The 16777-nt window shown below is 74.2% G+C and carries 15 protein-coding genes and 1 riboswitch; of the genes, 6 read left to right on the top strand and 9 right to left on the bottom strand.

Annotated features, from left to right (window positions below):
• Nucleotides 1-6 precede the first annotated feature (6 nt).
• The 5 genes from ACTSKS_RS06340 to ACTSKS_RS06360 all read right to left on the bottom strand — a co-directional run bounded on the left by ACTSKS_RS06340 (nucleotide 7) and on the right by ACTSKS_RS06360 (nucleotide 6362).
• The gene (locus ACTSKS_RS06340; RefSeq protein WP_041104493.1) at nucleotides 7-714 is read right to left on the bottom strand and encodes a GntR family transcriptional regulator; all 708 of its coding nucleotides are present in this window, start codon (nucleotides 712-714) and stop codon (nucleotides 7-9) included.
• Entirely contained in the window at nucleotides 711-2489 is a 1779-nt protein-coding gene (locus ACTSKS_RS06345) for an acetyl/propionyl/methylcrotonyl-CoA carboxylase subunit alpha (RefSeq protein ID WP_060774875.1), read from the bottom strand. Before ACTSKS_RS06345 ends, ACTSKS_RS06340 begins: the two co-directional genes overlap by 4 nt.
• Nucleotides 2486-4246, bottom strand: a complete 1761-nt coding sequence (locus tag ACTSKS_RS06350) for a carboxyltransferase domain-containing protein (protein WP_442927374.1) — start codon at nucleotides 4244-4246, stop codon at nucleotides 2486-2488. The genes ACTSKS_RS06345 and ACTSKS_RS06350 overlap by 4 nt, the downstream gene beginning before the upstream one ends.
• Nucleotides 4243-5010 (bottom strand): LamB/YcsF family protein, encoded by a 768-nt coding sequence (locus ACTSKS_RS06355; RefSeq protein WP_101967505.1) that lies wholly within the window; start codon nucleotides 5008-5010, stop codon nucleotides 4243-4245. The genes ACTSKS_RS06350 and ACTSKS_RS06355 overlap by 4 nt, the downstream gene beginning before the upstream one ends.
• A gap of 200 nt (nucleotides 5011-5210) precedes the next feature.
• The gene (locus ACTSKS_RS06360) at nucleotides 5211-6362 is read right to left on the bottom strand and encodes a glutathione S-transferase family protein (RefSeq protein ID WP_317676554.1); all 1152 of its coding nucleotides are present in this window, start codon (nucleotides 6360-6362) and stop codon (nucleotides 5211-5213) included.
• 12 nt (nucleotides 6363-6374) lie between these two features.
• Between ACTSKS_RS06360 and ACTSKS_RS06365 the strand changes: the two genes are divergently transcribed.
• Together ACTSKS_RS06365 and ACTSKS_RS06370 are read left to right on the top strand one after the other, a co-directional pair.
• Nucleotides 6375-7190 carry an MBL fold metallo-hydrolase gene (locus ACTSKS_RS06365; RefSeq protein ID WP_095694952.1) on the top strand — a complete coding sequence of 272 codons (816 nt, stop codon included), beginning with the start codon at nucleotides 6375-6377 and terminating at the stop codon, nucleotides 7188-7190.
• A 73-nt stretch (nucleotides 7191-7263) separates the two neighbouring features.
• Nucleotides 7264-7800 carry a universal stress protein gene (locus ACTSKS_RS06370; protein WP_002855803.1) on the top strand — a complete coding sequence of 179 codons (537 nt, stop codon included), beginning with the start codon at nucleotides 7264-7266 and terminating at the stop codon, nucleotides 7798-7800.
• Nucleotides 7801-7816: 16 nt separating this feature from the next.
• Here ACTSKS_RS06370 and ACTSKS_RS06375 read toward each other — a convergent pair whose 3' ends face one another.
• Entirely contained in the window at nucleotides 7817-9394 is a 1578-nt protein-coding gene (locus ACTSKS_RS06375) for a mechanosensitive ion channel family protein (protein ID WP_317676555.1), read from the bottom strand.
• 131 nt (nucleotides 9395-9525) lie between these two features.
• On the opposite strand from ACTSKS_RS06375, the gene hisD reads away from it, so the two are divergent.
• Together hisD and ACTSKS_RS06385 are read left to right on the top strand one after the other, a co-directional pair.
• Entirely contained in the window at nucleotides 9526-10842 is a 1317-nt protein-coding gene (gene hisD, locus ACTSKS_RS06380) for a histidinol dehydrogenase (RefSeq protein ID WP_442927376.1), read from the top strand.
• A 10-nt stretch (nucleotides 10843-10852) separates the two neighbouring features.
• Complete coding sequence (locus ACTSKS_RS06385; protein ID WP_095347005.1) at nucleotides 10853-11221, top strand: RNA-binding S4 domain-containing protein; 369 nt, start codon at nucleotides 10853-10855, stop codon at nucleotides 11219-11221.
• A gap of 47 nt (nucleotides 11222-11268) precedes the next feature.
• On the opposite strand, the gene ACTSKS_RS06390 is transcribed toward ACTSKS_RS06385, so the two are convergent.
• Complete coding sequence (locus ACTSKS_RS06390; protein ID WP_230282018.1) at nucleotides 11269-11883, bottom strand: hypothetical protein; 615 nt, start codon at nucleotides 11881-11883, stop codon at nucleotides 11269-11271.
• Nucleotides 11884-12075: 192 nt separating this feature from the next.
• Nucleotides 12076-12195, top strand: a riboswitch (SAM riboswitch).
• A gap of 73 nt (nucleotides 12196-12268) precedes the next feature.
• Here ACTSKS_RS06390 and ACTSKS_RS06395 point away from each other — a divergent pair.
• Nucleotides 12269-12793 carry a flavin reductase family protein gene (locus ACTSKS_RS06395; RefSeq protein ID WP_020628180.1) on the top strand — a complete coding sequence of 175 codons (525 nt, stop codon included), beginning with the start codon at nucleotides 12269-12271 and terminating at the stop codon, nucleotides 12791-12793.
• A gap of 238 nt (nucleotides 12794-13031) precedes the next feature.
• Nucleotides 13032-13235: a cold-shock protein gene (locus ACTSKS_RS06400; protein WP_010080175.1), complete on the top strand. Its 204-nt coding sequence runs from the start codon at nucleotides 13032-13034 to the stop codon at nucleotides 13233-13235.
• A gap of 210 nt (nucleotides 13236-13445) precedes the next feature.
• On the opposite strand, the gene ACTSKS_RS06405 is transcribed toward ACTSKS_RS06400, so the two are convergent.
• On the bottom strand, nucleotides 13446-14666 hold the full coding sequence (locus ACTSKS_RS06405) for an MFS transporter (protein WP_041102662.1): 1221 nt from the start codon (nucleotides 14664-14666) through the stop codon (nucleotides 13446-13448).
• A 116-nt stretch (nucleotides 14667-14782) separates the two neighbouring features.
• Nucleotides 14783-16777: an FMN-binding glutamate synthase family protein gene (locus ACTSKS_RS06410; RefSeq protein WP_230259748.1), complete on the bottom strand. Its 1995-nt coding sequence runs from the start codon at nucleotides 16775-16777 to the stop codon at nucleotides 14783-14785.

A 16777-nucleotide genomic window follows, 5' to 3' on the forward strand; every position in this document is an offset into this window, starting at 1 on the left:
AGGCGGTCAGTCCCCCGCGGCGGCGAGGTGCGCCAGGACGAAGTGCTCCGCCTCGTCCAGGTAATCGCCGAACATGGCGTGCACCGCGGGCAGGTCGCCGGCCAGCAGCCGCTCCACGATCCACCGGTTGCGGTCCGCGAACTGCATGTGCAGGCGCGTCTGCTCGTCCATGGGGTGGAACGCCAGGCGCACGCGGGCCTGCACCGACGCCATGAGGCGGGTGAGCTCGGGGGCGCCGGCCAGGTCCACGATGCCGACGTGGACGCGATGGTTGGCGTCGCCCAGGACCCGCGCGGGGGTGTCCGGGCCGCCCGAGAGCAGGTCCTGAGCACAGCGCAGGTGGCGCGCCGCGCCGGGGGTGAGCTCGCCGTGCTCGAGGGCGCCGAGCTGGATCACCCGACGCGTGCGGTACAGCCCACGCACGTCCTCCGGACCCGGCGCCGTCACGAACACCCCGCGGTGCGGCCGTCGCTCCACGAGGCCCTCCGAGGCCAGCATGGTGAACGCCTCGCGCAGGCTGTTGCGGCTGACCTGGAGCTCGGCGGCCAGCGCCACCTCTCCCAGTCGCTCCCCCGGCACGAGCCCGGCCGCCGCGATCCGCTGCCGCAGCTGTGCGGCCGCGGCCACGGGAGCCGGAGCCGGGGCGGACTCGCCGCCGCCGACGCCGGGCGCGAGGCCTTCCCCGGTGACACCGCCGCGCGCCGGCACCGTCACGCCCCCAGCCGGGCGATCGCCTGGCCGCGCGTCACCGAGGCCGGGGTCTCGGCCACGAGGAGCTGGATCCGGCCCGCACGCGGGGCACGGATCGGCGTCTCCATCTTCATCGCCTCCACGATCGCGACCGTGTCACCCTCGGCCACCTCGGCGCCGTCCTCGACCTTCCACGAGGCCAGGGTGCCGGTGACCGGCGAGGCCACGGCGCCGTCGTCGTCGGCCTTCCCGGCGCCTGCGGCAGCGCCGGCCGGGGCCGCGGCACCCGCGCCGCCGCCTCCGAGGAGGGCCGCGTAGAGATCGGCGGGCAGGCCCAGGCGCACGGCGCGGCCGTCCAGCTCGACGGTGACGGCGGTGCGGCCGCCGGCGGGCACCTCGGCGCCCAGGTAGGGGGACTCGGCCAGCGGCTCGGCGAACTCGGACTCGATCCACGTGGTGTAGACGCCGAGGCGGTCCCCCGAGGTGAAGGCGTCCTGCTCGAGCACGGCGCGGTGGAACGGCACCACGGTGGGCACGCCGTCGACGCGCAGCTCGGCCAGGGCGTCGCGGGCGCGGGCGATGGCCTGGGCGCGGTCCTCGCCCCACACGATGAGCTTGGCGAGCAGGGAGTCGTACTCGCCCGGCACCACGGAGCCGGTGCGGACGCCCGAGTCCATGCGGACCCCGGGGCCGGTGGGGGCCTCGAACGCGTCGATCGGGCCGGGCACGGGCAGGAAGCCGTACGCCGGGTCCTCGGCGTTGAGGCGGAACTCGAGGGCGTGGCCGCGCGGCGTCGGGTCCTCGGGGATGCTCAGCGGCTCGCCGGCGGCGACGCGGAACTGCTCGCGCACCAGGTCCACGCCGAAGACCTCCTCGGTGACCGGATGCTCCACCTGCAGGCGGGTGTTCACCTCCAGGAAGCTGATGAGGCCGTCCGGGGCCACGAGGTACTCGACCGTGCCGGCCCCGGTGTACCCGGCGGCGCGGCAGATCTCGCGGGCGGAGGTGTGGATGCGCTCGCGCTGCTCGTCCGTGAGGAACGGCGCCGGGGCCTCCTCCACGAGCTTCTGGTTGCGGCGCTGCAGGGAGCAGTCGCGTGTGCCGAGCACGGCCACGTGGCCGTGCTCGTCGGCGAGGACCTGGGCCTCCACGTGGCGGGGGCGGTCCAGGAAGCGCTCCACGAAGCACTCGCCGCGGCCGAACGCGGCGACGGCCTCGCGGACGGTCGCCTCGAACGCGTCCTCGACGTCGCCGAGCTCGCGCACCACGCGGATGCCGCGGCCGCCGCCGCCGAAGGCCGCCTTGATGGCGATCGGCAGGCCGTGCTCCTCGGCGAACGCGCGCGCGGCGGCGGCGTCCGGCACGGGGCCGTCCGAACCCGGCACGAGCGGGGCGCCCGCCTGCTGGGCGAGGGAGCGGGCGGTGATCTTGTCGCCGAGGGCGCGGATGGCGTCCGGCGACGGGCCGATCCAGGTCATCCCGGCGTCGATCACGGCCTGCGCGAAGTCGGCGTTCTCGGAGAGGAAGCCGTAGCCCGGGTGCACGGCGTCGGCGCCGGCGCGGCGGGCGACGTCCAGGACCGCGTCGATCTTCAGGTAGGTGTCCGCCGAGGACGCGCCCGGCAGGTGGAAGGCCTCGTCCGCGACGGCCACGTGCAGGGCGTCGGCGTCCGGATCCGAGTAGACGGCGATCGAGGCGATGCCGTGGTCGCGGGCGGCGCGGGCCACGCGCACGGCGATCTCGCCGCGGTTGGCGATGAGCACCCGCGTGACGGGGCGGGCGACGGGGGTGGTGGTCATGCGGGGGTCTCCTCGGAGGGCGATGCGGAGTCGACGACGGTCTCGGCGCCGGGGCGGGGATGGGGGACGAAGCGGACGCGGGCGCCCGGCGGCAGCTGGGCCGCCAGGCTGAGGTCCGCGCGGGCCACGACGCCGATCACCGGGTAGCCGCCGGTGACCGGATGGTCGGAGAGGAACAGGACGGGCTCACCCGAGGGCGGCACCTGCAGCGCGCCGCGCACGGCGCCCTCGGACTTCAGCTCACCTTCGCGCACGCGCTCGAGCGGTGCGCCGTCGTCGGGGGCCGTGAGGCGCACCCCGATCCGGTCGGTCTGCTGGCTCACGTCCCAGTCCTGCGTGAACAGCCGCTCCAGGCCCGCCTCGCCGAACCAGTCGTCGCGGGGGCCGGGGACCACGCGCAGCACGGCCACCTGGCCGGGCGCGGGCATGGGGCGCAGCGAGGTCTCCGGGTCCCCCACCATCACGACGCCGGCCTCCTCCGGGGCGGGGGTGCCGGCGGCGGTCGGGCTCGCGGCGGAGGCGCCGGCGGCGCCCCTCGCATCCGGGCCGACGCGGCGGGCGAGGCGGTCCCCCGCCGTCAGCGGGGCGGGGCCAAGCCCGGACAGGGTGTCGGTCGAGCGGCTGCCGAGCACGGGCGGCACGTCGATCCCGCCCCGGAGGCCCACATACACGCGCAGGCCGCCGACCGGCTCGTCCACCGTCAGCGTCTGGCCGTCCAGCACGACGAACGGGGTGCGGGCGGGCACCCGGCGCGTGGCGCCGTCGGCCGCGGTGATCGTCCCGCCTGCCTCGGCGCCGGCCAGGGCCATCACCTGGTGGCCGTGCGCGGTGAGGGTGAGGCCGCCCAGGACGGTCTCCAGCACCGCCTCGCGGGAGCGGTTGCCCACGAGCCGGTTCGCCTGGCGTGCCGCGTCCCGGTCGGCCGCGCCAGACGCGACGACGCCGAGGTCGCCCAGGCCCGGGCGGCCCAGGTCCTGGACCAGGGTCAGGAGCCCCGGGTCCACGACGGTGACGCCGCGGCGGCCGGCCACGGACGGGAGGCCGGCCGCGGCGTCGGCGGGCGGGGTGGCGTCGACCGCCGCGTCCGTGCCGGAGGTGACGGACGCCGTCGGGCGCACGGGGACGTAGCGGACACGGTCGCCGGGCTGCAGCAGGGCGGGCTGCTCGCGGCCGAGGTCCCACAGGGCCGCGGTGGTGTGCCCCAGCAGCTGCCAGCCGCCGGGCGAGGTGCGCGGGTAGACGGCAGAGAAGGCCCCGGCGACGGCGACGGCGCCCGCGGGGACGGCCGTGCGGGGCGAGCTGCGGCGGGGCGCCTCGAACGGGGCCGCCTCGGAGGCGCAGTACATGAACCCCGGCGCGAAGCCGCCGAACGCGGCGAACCAGTCGGCCTCGCTGTGGGCCCGGATGACGCCGTCGACGCCGAGCCCGGTGAGCCGGCCGACCTCGGCGAGGTCCTCACCGTCGTAGACCACGGGGATCTCGACGACGCGGCCCCCCGTCAGCTCACCGGCGTCGGGGGTGAGAGTGCTGACCCGCGGTGCGGCGTGCTCGGCGGCGGCCTGCGAGGTGAAGGTCACCAGGACGGTCGCGGCGGCGGCCATGACCTGGCGCTGGCCGCGCTCCGGGTGGGCCGTGAGGTGGGCGTGGACGGCCATGACGTCCTCGAGCGAGGCGCACTCGACGAGGAAGCCCTGGGTGCCGACCCAGCGGATCGGGCGGGCCGGCGGCTCGGCGGCGGGGTGATGTGGGGCGCTCATGCGAAGGCCTTGATGGCCACGCCCGCGCCCTCGAGCGCGCGGCGCACGGCCGCGGCCATGGCCACGGCGCCGGGTGTGTCGCCGTGCAGGCAGATGCTCTCGGCGTCGACGCGCACGTCCGTGCCGTCCACCGCCGCGACGACGCCCTCGGTGGCCAGGCGCACCATGCGGGTGGCGACGTCGTCCTCGTCGTGGAGGACCGCACCGGGCTCGCGGCGGGAGACGAGCGTGCCGTCCGGGTTGTAGCCGCGGTCCGCGAAGGCCTCGGCGACGCCGCGCAGCCCCGCGGCGGCCGCCTTGTCCAGGGCGACGGAGCCGGGCAGGAGCAGCAGCGGGAGGTCGGAGCCGAACGCCTTGACGCCGTCGACGACGGCCTGGGCGTGCGCCTCGTGACGGACGATCGTGTTGTAGAGGGCGCCGTGCGGCTTCACGTAGCGGACCCGGCCGCCGGCCGCGCGGGCGAGCGCGTCGAGGGCGCCGATCTGGTAGAGGACGTCGTCGGCCAGCTCGGTGGGCGTGCAGTCCAGGAAGCGGCGGCCGAATCCGGCGAGGTCGCGGTAGCCCACGTGCGCGCCGATCGTGACGCCGGCGGCGACCGCGTCACGGCAGGTCTGGGCGATCCCCGAGGGATCGCCCGCGTGGAAGCCGCACGCGACGTTGGCGGAGGAGACGGAGGGCATGATGGCGGCGTCGTCCCCCATCGTCCACGAGCCGAAGGACTCGCCGACGTCGGAGTTCAGGTCGATCTGCGGCGCGTGAGACACAGTGCAGTCCTCTCGGATCGGGCCCGGCTGAGGTGCCGGTCACACAATCTTGAGGCATGAGGGGGGATTGTTCAACAATCCCCGGCGCGCCCTTCTGACGCTCACCCGGTCCACTCGGCAACGCGGGTTGAGTTATCGCGGGTGTCCCAGCCCGGGACCCGCGACAACTCAACCCGCGTTGCGGGCCGGGCCGGGCGACCTCACCGCAGCGGCGTGTGCTCCGGGTCCACGCGCTCGTCCTCGCGCACGGGCCCGGGTGCGGTGCCGCCGCCCCACGGGTCCCCGCCGAACGCCTCGCGCCCGTGCTCGCTCAGCCAGCTCGCCAACTCCGGGCCCGCGGGCACGATGCGCGTCGGGTTGATGTCCTCGTGCACCACGTAGTAGTGCTCCTTGATCTGCGCGAAGTCGATCGTGTCGCCGAAGCCCGGGGTCTGGAACAGGTCGCGCGCGTAGCCCCAGAGCGCCGGCATCTCGGTCAGCTTGTTCCGGTTGCACTTGAAGTGCCCGTGGTACACGGGGTCGAACCGCACCAGCGTGGTGAACAGCCGCACGTCGGCCTCGGTGATCCGCTCCCCCATCAGGAAGCGGCGCGTCGTCAGGCGCTCCTCGAGCCAGTCCATCGCGGTCCACAGCCGCTCGTACGCGGCGTCGTACGCCTCCTGCGAGCCCGCGAAGCCGCACCGGTACACGCCGTTGTTCACCTCGGTGAACACGCGCTCGATCACCTCGAACATCTCGTCCCGCTCCGGCCCGGCGTCGGGGATCAGCTGCGGGGCGCCGTCGCGGTGGAACGCGGTCCACTCCGTCGAGAGGTCGAGGGTGATCTGCGGGTAGTCGTTGGTCACGACGCCGCCCGTCGGCACGTCCACGATCGCCGGCACCGTGATGCCCCGCGGGTAGTCGGGGAACCGCGTGAAGTAGTTCTCCTGGATCCGCTCGGTGCCGAGCACGGGGTCCTTCCCGCCCTCGTCGAGGTCGAAGGTCCAGGACCGCTCGTCGTGGGTCGGCCCCGGGGTGCCCAGCGAGATCGCGTCCTCCAGGCCGAGCAGGCGCCGCACGATGATCGTCCGGTTCGCCCACGGGCACGCCCGCGCCGCCACGAGCCGGTAGCGGCCCGCCTCGACGGGCCACGCCTCGGCCCCCTCGGTGAGCCCGCCGCCCACGCGACCGACCGTGGACGGCTCGGCCACGGGCAGGGCCCGCACGGCCTCCGGGTCCGCCACGATCCGGTCCGCGATGTAGTTCGTGTCCCGCGTGAACTCCGCCCCGGACTGCACGTAGTTGCGCTTGAGCCCCTCGCGCGTGTCGATGGTGCCGCGGTCCGCGGCCTGGCCGGTCTGCTGGTTCTCCATACACTCGAGCCTATGACAACGACCACCGCCACACCCGGCCCCACGCCCGCCCCGCTGGTGCGCTGCGTGACCGCCCAGAACCCCTCCCCGATGACCCTCGCGGGCACCAACACGTACGTGGTCGCCGCACCGGACTCGGACGCGGCCGTCGTGGTGGACCCGGGCCCGGAGGACGACGTCGCCGCCCACCTCGAGCGCGTCCGCGCGGCGGCCGAGGGGCGCCGGATCGCGCTCATCCTGGTGACGCACCGGCACGCCGACCACACCGGCGGGGTGGACGCGTTCCACGCGGCCACGGGCGCCCCCGTGCGCGCCGCGGACCCGGACTGGTGCCGCGGCGGGGCCGCCGTCCTGACGCCGGACGAGCGGATCGACGTCGCCGGCACCCCGGTGCTGGCGTGGCCCACCCCGGGCCACACCTCGGACTCCTACTCGTTCGTCGTCCCGGACGCGGGCGCGCACGGCGCGGCCATCACGGGCGACACCATCCTCGGCTCGGGCACCACGATGCTCGACCACCCGGACGGCACCCTCACCGACTACCTGGCCAGCCTGCGCCGTCTCGAGGCGGCGGGCCCGCTCACGGTGCTGCCCGCGCACGGGCCCGTGCCGGAGCCGCTGGACGTCGTCGCCCGCGACTACCGGCACCACCGCGAGGGCCGCCTGGAGCAGATCCGCGCCGCCCTGGCCGAGCTGCCCGAAGGCCAGGCGGCGACGATCACGCCCGAGGACCTGGCCCCGCGCATCTACCCCGGCCTCACCGGCACCGTGGCCCGCGTGGCCGTCCAGACGGTGGCCGCGCACCTGCGCCACCTGCGCGAGGGCTGAGCCCCTCCGCGGCGGGCCCGGCCCGCACTACGCTGACCTCAGACCCGACCCCTCGACCCCGCGGAGGCACCCCATGACCATCCTCGTCGGCTACGCCCCCTCGAAGGCCGCGGACGCCGCTCTGGACACCGCCCTCGACATCGCCCGCTCCACCGGCGAGCGCGTGGTGGTGGTCAATGCGGGCCCCGGCGGCGAGCACCGCACCAAGTCCCTCGTCACGGAGGAGCAGCAGCGCGGCGTGCAAGCCCGGTTGGACGCCTCCGGCGTGACCGCCGAGTTCCGCCAGTACGCACGCGGCCGGTCCACGGTGGAGGAGATGAAGGACGTGGCCGCGGAGCTGGACCCGTCCATCGTGGTCATCGGCGTGCGCCGCCGCGGCGGCTTCGGCCGGTTCGTCATGGGATCGGTCTCGGACGAGCTGCTGCAGGAGATCGATCAGCCCGTGCTGTGCGTGAAGGAGTACCGGCAGTACGGGGACCACACGCCCGAGGCCGTGAGCCACGTCGCCGAGACGGACCCGGCCGCCCACGGCCTGCCCGCGTCCGAGCCGATGGCCGAGCGGCGTCGGCTCACGCCCGTCGATCCCGGGGACCCGACGCTCGAGCGCTGAGCGCTCCCGCCGCGCCTCAGTCCTCGTCGTCCTGACGGCGGCGGGTGACGGCGTCGTCGAGGAGGCCGTCCGCGTGAGAGCCGGCACCGCTGCGCCGTCCGGCCTCGTCCGCGGCCGCGGCCTCCGCCGCCTGCTTGGCCTGCTGCGCGCGCCGCTCGGCGAACGCCTCCTCGCCCGGGCCTGCGAGTTCGCGGTTGCGCTGCACCGCCGTCATCGAGCCGGTGTACAGGCCGGAGCGGTCGCCCACGCGGGTCAGCGGTGTGGTGAGGGTGTCCGGGCGCGGATCGGCGCCGTCGACGCGCGGCAGCGGCGCGGTGCGCGGGCGCGGCTCGCGGGCCGCCACCCCGGAGCCGTCCGGGCCCGGCTCACCCGTCCGGTCGCCACCGCGGACCCTCGCGTCGGAGCCCTCGGAGGCGGGCGCCCCGTCGTCGTGGGCGGGGTGCCGGTCCACCATGCGCTGCACCACGATGCCCTCGGGGTGCTCGTGGCGCAGGAAGGCCACGAGGTCCTCGCGCACGAGGCAGCGCAGGTCCCAGAGGTCGCCGGAGTTGCGGGCGGAGACCACGGCGCGGATGCGCACGACGCCGCCGGTCGCGTCGGTCACCTGCAGCGCGTGCTCGCGCCCGTCCCACAGGTCCGTGGACTCGAGCAGCTGGGTGAGTCGTGCGCGCAGCGCCGGCATGGGCACCCGCCAGTCCACGTCCAGCTCCACGACGCCGGAGACCTCCGTGCCCACGCGCGTCCAGTTCTCGAACGGCTGGGTGGTGAAGTGGGAGGACGGGTAGACCATGCGCCGCCCGTCCCAGAGCTTGAGGACCACGTTGGACAGGGTGATCTCCTCCACCGTGCCGAACACGCCCTCCATGTCCACCACGTCTCCCACGCGGATCGCGTCCGTGAAGGCCAGCTGGAAGCCGGCGAACACGTTGGTGAGCGTGGACTGCACGGCGAGGCCGGCGATCACGGAGATCACGCCCGCGGAGGCCAGCAGGCCGGCGCCGAGCGAGCGCACCTCCGGCACGCCCAGCAGCACGACGGCGACGGCCACCACCACGATCACCGCGTTGAGGATGCGCCGGATCAGGATGGTCTGCGTGCGGATGCGTCGCTCGCGGCAGTGCTCGACGCCGGTCTCCTGGTAGCGGCCGAGGATCCCCGCCTCGATCACACCGACCAGGCGCCACGCGGCCCACGCGCCCGCCGCGGCCACGGCGATGAGCATCAGGAACGACGCCGGCCGGTACCAGGCCTGCTCCTCGGCCATGACCCCGAGCCAGATCCGGGAGGCCAGCAGGCCGGCGGCGACGGCGGCCGGCAGGCTCAGCCGTGCGGCGCCGTGCTGGAACGCGGGGCGGCGCACGAGCACGACGCGTGCCACCTGCAGGGCCAGGTACACGACCGCCGCGCCGATCGCGAACGCCATCAGCACGGTCAGCAGCGTCCCCCATTCCACGCCGAAGGCCCGGGTGGTGGCGGCCGCCCCGTCCTGGATGTCCCCCTCCACCCCGGACGGCACGGTCTCGCCCGCCAGGAGGCGGTCCAGGGCGGTCAGCAGGGGCGGGGTCGCGAGGGCGGGCAGCGCGGGGAAGACCATGACGACAGTCTGACACCCGCCCCCGGACGCACCCCGGAGAAGAGCACAATGGAGCCTGACCGTCCGCGCGGTCCGGGCCCGGCCGTCGTCGCGCCCCGTCCCGCCGGCCCGCCGCCCCCCTGGAGGAATCCGTGCTCTCCGTCACCGACCTGCGCCCGCTCGACACCGCCACCGCGGACCTGTCCCGCATCATCCCGCGGGCGAACGTGGACGTGTCCTCCGTGGTGCCGGCGGTCGCCCCGATCATCGAGCAGGTCCGCCACGGCGGCGAGCAGACCCTGCTGGACCTGGCCGAGCGGTTCGACGGCGTCCGCCCGCCCGCCCTGCGCGTGCCCGGCGAGGGGCTCGAGGCCGCCCTGGCCGGGCTCGACCCGCGGGTGCGCGCCGCCCTGGAGGAGTCGATCCGCCGGGCCCGGCTCGTGCACGCCGCCCAGCACCCCCAGGACTCCACGGTCGAGCTCGGCGAGGGCGCCGTCGTGGAGAACCACTGGATCCCCGTGGGCCGCGTCGGCCTGTACGTGCCCGGCGGCCGCGCCGTGTACCCCTCCTCGGTGGTGATGAACGTGGTGCCCGCGCAGGCGGCCGGCGTGGGGAGCCTCGCGGTGACCTCGCCCCCGCAGCGGGACCACGGCGGCCTGCCCCACCCCACCGTGCTCGCCGCGTGCGCGCTGCTGGGCGTGGACGAGGTCTACGCGGCCGGCGGCGCCCAGGCCGTCGCCATGCTGGCGCACGGCGTCCAGGACGACGACGGCGGGTGGCTCTGCGCGCCCGTCGACCTGGTGACGGGGCCCGGCAACGTGTACGTGGCCGCCGCCAAGCGCGCGCTCCAGGGCGTGATCGGCGTGGACGCCGAGGCCGGGCCGAGCGAGATCGCCGTGATCGCGGACGGCACCGCCCGCGCCGACTGGGTGGCCGCGGACCTGATCAGCCAGTCCGAACACGACCCGCTGGCCGCCTCCGTGCTCATCACGGACTCCGAGGACCTGCTCCGGGACGTGCTGGCGGCGATCGAGGCGCAGGTGCCCGGGGCGTTCCACGAGGACCAGATCCGCGAGGCCCTCACCGGCCCCCAGTCCGGCGTGCTGCTGGTGCGGGACATGGACCAGGCCGTGGAGGTCTCCGACCGCTACGCCACCGAACACCTCGAGATCCAGACGCGCGACCCCGAGGCCCTCGTGGGGCGCATCCGCAACGCCGGCGCCGTGTTCGTGGGCCCGCACGCCCCCGTGCCGCTGGGCGACTACTCGGCCGGGTCCAACCATGTGCTCCCCACCTCGGGGACGGCCCGGCACTCCTCCGGTCTGAACACGGTGACGTTCCTGCGCCTGCAGCAGCGCATCCGCTACACGGAGACCGGGCTCGAGGAGGTCGCGGACGGGATCGGCGTGCTGGCCGAGGACGAGCGCCTGCCCGCGCACGGCGCCGCGATCCGCGCCCGCTTCGCGTGAGGGGGCGGGCGTGAGCGGCGTCCGCATCGACGCGTGGCTGTGGGCCGTGCGGCTGTACAAGACCCGGTCCGCGGCCACGGCGGCCGTGCGCGCAGGCCACGTGCGCATCGACGGCGAGCCCGTGAAGGCGGCGACGCCCGTCGTCGTCGGGAACCGGGTGCGGGTGCGCCAGGACGGAGGTGAGCGGATCCTCGAGGTCACGGGGCTGATCGCCAAGCGGGTGGGCGCCCCCGTGGCCCGGCAGCAGTACGTGGACCACTCCCCGCCGCCCGTGCCGCGTGAGCTGCTCGCGGTGCCGTACCGCGAGCGCGGCGCGGGCCGGCCCACCAAACGGGACCGCCGACAGCTGGACGCGCTGCGGGGCCGCGACCGACGCTGAGCGTCTCAGTCCTCCCCGATCCGTCATCCGCCGTCGTGATGGTGGCCTCACGCGGAGGGTGCGGTCAGCACCATCCGGAACGGCTTGTCATTGTCCACCGTGACGGTGAACGTCATCGGCCCCGCCTCATCCACAGGGGGAGTCGCCGCCGACCAGCCGCCGCACAGCGCCTCCGATCCGGCCATCCAGGTCTTCGTTCCCCCGCCACCCCGTGAGGTCAGGATCTCCGTCTCACCGGTGGCATCCGAAGGACACAGCACGATGACCCGAAGGACCGCACCCTGTTGAGCGTCCACGGTGATCTGCTGTGTGCCCGTCCCGACCGCCTCCTCCAGGACGGACTCCTTCTCCGGGTCGAGATAGCCCGCATCCGGATGCCGGCGCGTGTACTCGACCAACGTCATCCCGTCCTCCTCGAACAGCGCGGCGGGGAGTGCTTCTTCACCGGCGGGTGACGACGCGGACGAACCGGTGGCGGAGGCCGACCGGGTTGCCGAGGGGGCCGCTGACGTCACGGTGACGGAGGACGCCGCAGCGGTGGATGCCTTCGCGGTGGAGGAGACGCTGCCCGGGGAAGCGGAGCATCCCGAGATGGCGATACCGAGGAGAGCCGCGACGACCACGGCGGCCGACAATGCCGCACGCTTCTTCTCGATGTCCATCCGCATGATCCGATCCCTCTCAGAGAACCGACTGCGGGGCCGCGGGCTGCGGTCTCGAGCCCCCCTCTCGAGTGGCTTGATCCTGGCTGGCGATGCGCGGTGTGTCAAGCATCACATCGGACAGCTCGGATGACGCCGCGCGACCGCCGCGCTTTGACCACCCCACGGACCCCTCCGTAGGCTGATCCCCAGAATCACGAGTTCCCGTCATTCACGGCCCTGGCCGGCGGGACGGCAACCCTCTCACGCAGTAGTGGGGTGCTCCAGGTGATGATTCGGCCCCTCGGACACCCCGACGGGCAAGTACCGCGCCTCCGCGGATCCGGGCGATCCGCGTTCCCGCCTTCTGCGGAGCCGCGCCAGTCATCGGAAGAGGACGCGCGCCATGACCCTGACCCACGAACCCCACACCGCCACGTGGGACACCGACCTGTCCCTCGGCAACCTCCGCTCCGGCCTCTCGGCCTTCCCCACCGGGGTCGTCGCGCTGGCAGGCCTCGCCGACGGCGTCCCCGAGGTGATGGTCTCCTCCTCCTTCGGCGTGGGCATCTCCTGGGAGCCGGCCCTCGTGTCCTTCTCCGCGCAGAACAGCTCCCGCACCTGGCCGCGCCTGCGCCGGGCCGGGGCGATCGGCGTCTCCCTGCTCGCGGCGGACCAGACGCCGCTGTGCCGCCAGCTGGCCTCCCGCGAGGGCGACCGCTTCGCCGGTCTCGACGTGCACCGCAGCCCGCACGACGCCCTGCTGATCGGGGGCTCCTCGCTCTGGCTCGAGACGCGGGTGCACGCCGAGGTCCCGGCGGGCGACCACACGGTGGTGCTGCTGGAGGTGACGGCCTTCGCGGATCACACGGACGCCGCTCCCCCGGCCGCCCTGCACCGCAATCTCTTCCACGGCCTGCGCGCGCTCTGAGCGAACTCCAGGTGAACAATCGGGCCCCTGGTTCCCGGTCGGCGAGATCCGTGCAATGATGGAGCCTGAAGTTGATCAAGCTGTATCCCGCCATCTTCACTGCTCGTCAGCCCGGCATCGCCGGCGTCGATGAGTGTTGGGCAAGCGGTTCAGTCTCGCCGCTTCACCCGCGTCCCACATCCGGGCCGCGGTCCAACACCGCCACCGCACCGCGGGGGCACATCGAAAGGACACCATCATGGCTGTCGGTACTGTCAAGTGGTTCAACGCTGAGAAGGGCTACGGCTTCATCGCCCCCGAGGACAACTCCGCGGACGTGTTCGTGCACTTCTCCGCCATCCAGGGCAACGGCTTCAAGGAGCTCCAGGAGAACGACCGCGTCGAGTTCGAGACCCAGGACGGCCCCAAGGGCCTCCAGGCCGCCAACGTGACGAAGCTCTGATCTTCGCCTGACGCACGGCTTCCGACGCCCCCGGTCCACACGGACCGGGGGCGTCGTCGTGTGTCAGGCGTCCACGCCCCGCCGCGCACTGCGCCGCACTCCGCCGTACGCCCGTTCGACCGCGGCGCTGCGACATCACCGCAGGGCTGCACTGCGGTGATGTCGCTGAGGCGCGGTCCTCCGGGGTGGGCCTCGTCCTGGCCCTGCGCGTCAGGCCGCGCCCCGCCGACCCACGTGGCGACGCAACAGCAGCACCACGCCCAGGGCCAGCAGATACCCGGCCGCGACGACCGCGAAGCCGGCCCGGTAGTCGCCCGTGACGTCGCGCAGCAGGCCCATCAGCAGCGGGCCCAGGGCGAAGCCGGCGTACATGCCCATCGAGTTCGCCCCGGTCGCACGGCCCAGCCGCTCGGCCGGCACCTCGCTCAACAGGCCCGCGTTGATCACCACGTTGGCGCCCAGCACCGTCAGGCCGTGCACCGCGGCGCCCACCCACAGCAGGGCCGGCAGGTCCAGCAGGTCCGCGGCGAGGAACACCGCGACGCCGGCCACCGCACCCAGGCAGATCACGGCCAGCAGGGTGGTGGGCCGGTCTCCGGAGCTCATCCGCCGGCTCCACCCGATCCGGGAGAGCACCCCCACCACCCCGGACACGGCCGCCGCGGCGCCGCCGGCCACGAGCGTCATTCCCAGCGTCTCGACCGCGAAAAGCGGCAGGTAGGTGTTCGTGGCCTGCATGCCCAGGCCGGTGAGGAACGCGATCGCCGCGAAGAACCAGACCGTGGCCGGCAGGGGCGAGGTGTCCCGCCGTCGTCGCCCGCCGACGGGGCCGGTGGCCGGCGGCGGCGCCCCGGGCAGCGGCGGGGCGGCGACCAGGGCGAGCACCCAGAGCGCCCCGATGAGCACCGCGGCCCCCAGCGCGGCGCCCGTCCAGCCGAGGGCGAGGGACGCGGCCGGGAAGAACAGGCCGCCGACCAGCTGGGCCGCCTGCACGCCGGACTGCTTCACCCCGACCCACCCGATGCGCCTCTCCGGCGGCACCACGGTCCGGATGATCCGGTTCGTGGTGGGGTTGGAGATGGCCTGCGTGACGCCCGCCACGGCGGCCGCCGCGTACAGCACGGGCAGGGACGGGGCGACGGCGCCGAGCACGAGCGCCGCGGCGGTGCCGCCGAAGATGATGCTCAGCTGTGCGCGGGCGGACAGGCGGTCGGCGGCCCGGCCGAGGCCGAGCGAGGTGACGGCGGCCGCCGCGAACACGACCGTCATCACGGTGCCGAGCTGGCCCGAGGTGACGTCGAGCCGCTCCATCACGACCGTGGAGGAGGCGGAGACGCCGTAGTTGAACAGGGGCCCGGCGCCCATCGCCGCCAGCAGCACCCACAGCAGGGCCGCGGAGGGGCGGCGAGCGGCGGGGGCGGGCAGGGTCACGGCCCCAGGCTACGACCCCTCATGCGACGAGGCGGGAAATCTATCTCATGGGCGCCCGGGGGCGTCGTGTGAGGTGGATTTCCCGCCTCGAAAGCGGGGGTGACTGCGGGGACAGGTCAGCCGACGCGGCCCTCGCCGCGGTGCTCGCCCTCCACGCGGCCGGTGGTCCCGCGCTGGGTGACCTCCTCGCCGTCCTGGCGCTCGGGCCGCTCGCCGGCCTCCGCCGGCAGGCCCTCGTTCTCGTCGGTGGGCGTCTCGCCGGCGGTGGCGGCGGGTGCCGGATCCTGCGGGGCCCGACGACGGCCGCCGTGCGGGGACAGCGACTCACCCTCACCCAACGAGCTGACGCGCGGCATCGGCGACGTCGTCAGCGGCACGGACTCGGTCTGCCGGGCGTCGACGAGCGTGGAGCCCGTCCCGGAGATGGGGGAGCCCTGCACGGGGGCGCCGGCCGCCTTGCGGCCCGGGATCAGCAGCTCGGAGCGCCACTCGGGGTCGCGCTCGGTGAGGTAGTCCACGCGGGCGTGCTCGCCGAAGTGGTCCGCGTCCGCCTCCTCCCAGTCCATGGCCCAGCCGGCGGGCGGGTCGTTGAGCAGCTCGTCCGTGCGCAGCCAGTGGTAGATGGACGCGTACGAGCGGGTGCTCAGGTGGTCCACGCGGCGGCGCAGCATGCGGGTGTTCAGCTGGGACGGATGCGTCAGGCCCATGGACGCCATGATCTGCACGGCCTCGCGCACGGTCAGGCGGTGGTAGTTGAAGACGCGGTTGCCCTTGTCCTCCACGTCGAGGGCGCGCATCAGACGCGGGTCCTGCGTGGCCACCCCCACGGGGCACTCGTTCGTGTGGCACTTCTGCGCCTGGATGCACCCGGTGGCCATCATCATCGCGCGGGCGGACATGGTGAAGTCCGCGCCCTGGATCAGACGCTTGACGATGTCCGAACCGGTGGCGACCTTGCCGGCCGCGCCGAGCTTGATCATGTGGCGCAGGCCGGTGCCCACGAGCGCGTTGTGCACGAGCATGAGGCCCTCGGTCAGCGGGGTGCCCACGCGGTCCGAGTACTCGAGCGGGGCGGCGCCGGTGCCGCCCTCGGAGCCGTCCACGATGATGAAGTCGGGGGCGATCCGCTCCTCCCAGATGGCCTTGGTCATGGCCAGCACGTCCACGCGGGAGCCCACGCAGAACTTGATGCCGATCGGCTTGCCGTCCGAGAGCTCACGGAGCTGCTCGATGAACCTGACCATCTCGCGCGGGGTGCGGAACGCGGAGTGGGACGCCGGGGACAGGCAGTCCTTGTCCATCGGGATCTCACGGGCCTCGGCGATCTCGGGGGAGATCTTCTCCTTGGGCAGCATGCCGCCCAGGCCGGGCTTCGCGCCCTGGGAGATCTTGATGGTGATGCCCTTGACCTCGGGCAGCAGCGCCTTCTCGGCGAACTTCTCCGGGCTGAAGGTGCCGTCCTCGTTGCGGCAGCCGAAATAGCCGGAGCCGATCTCCCAGAACAGGTCCGCGCCGTTGCCGCGGTGGTACTTGGTGAGGCCGCCCTCGCCGGTCTCGTGGATGAACCCGCCCAGGCCGGCGCCCTTGTTCATGGCGATCACGGCGTTGGCGGAGAGGGAGCCGAAGGACATGGACGAGATGTTCATCAGCGAGATGTCCACGGGTCGGCGGCAGTCCGGGCCGCCGATCCGCACCGTGGGGGGCTCCTCCGGCGGGTTGACCGGGGCGGTGGAGTGCAACAGGAACTCGTAGCCGATCTCCGAGGTGTCCCGCTCGGTGCCGAACGCCTTGTGGCTGTCCAGTCCCTTCGCACGGGCGTAGACGATCGAGCGGGTGTCCCGGTCGAACGGCTTGCCGTCGAAGTTGCGCTCGATGAAGTACTGCTGGATCTCGGGGCGGATCGACTCCAGCAGATACCGCATGTGGCCGAGCACGGGGTAGTTGCGGAGGATCGCGTGCCGCTTCTGGGTCATGTCCCACACGGCGAGCACGAGCAGCGCCACCAGGAGCACCGCCAGCACCCACCACGCGCCGCCGCCGATGGCGGCCACCAGCACGACGACGAGCGCGGCCAGCGAGAGGGTCGCGACGATCAGGAGTCTGTTGTTCAC

This window comes from Micrococcus sp. TCR-5, from assembly GCF_052220525.1.
Taxonomy (GTDB): Bacteria; Actinomycetota; Actinomycetes; order Actinomycetales; family Micrococcaceae; genus Micrococcus; species Micrococcus luteus.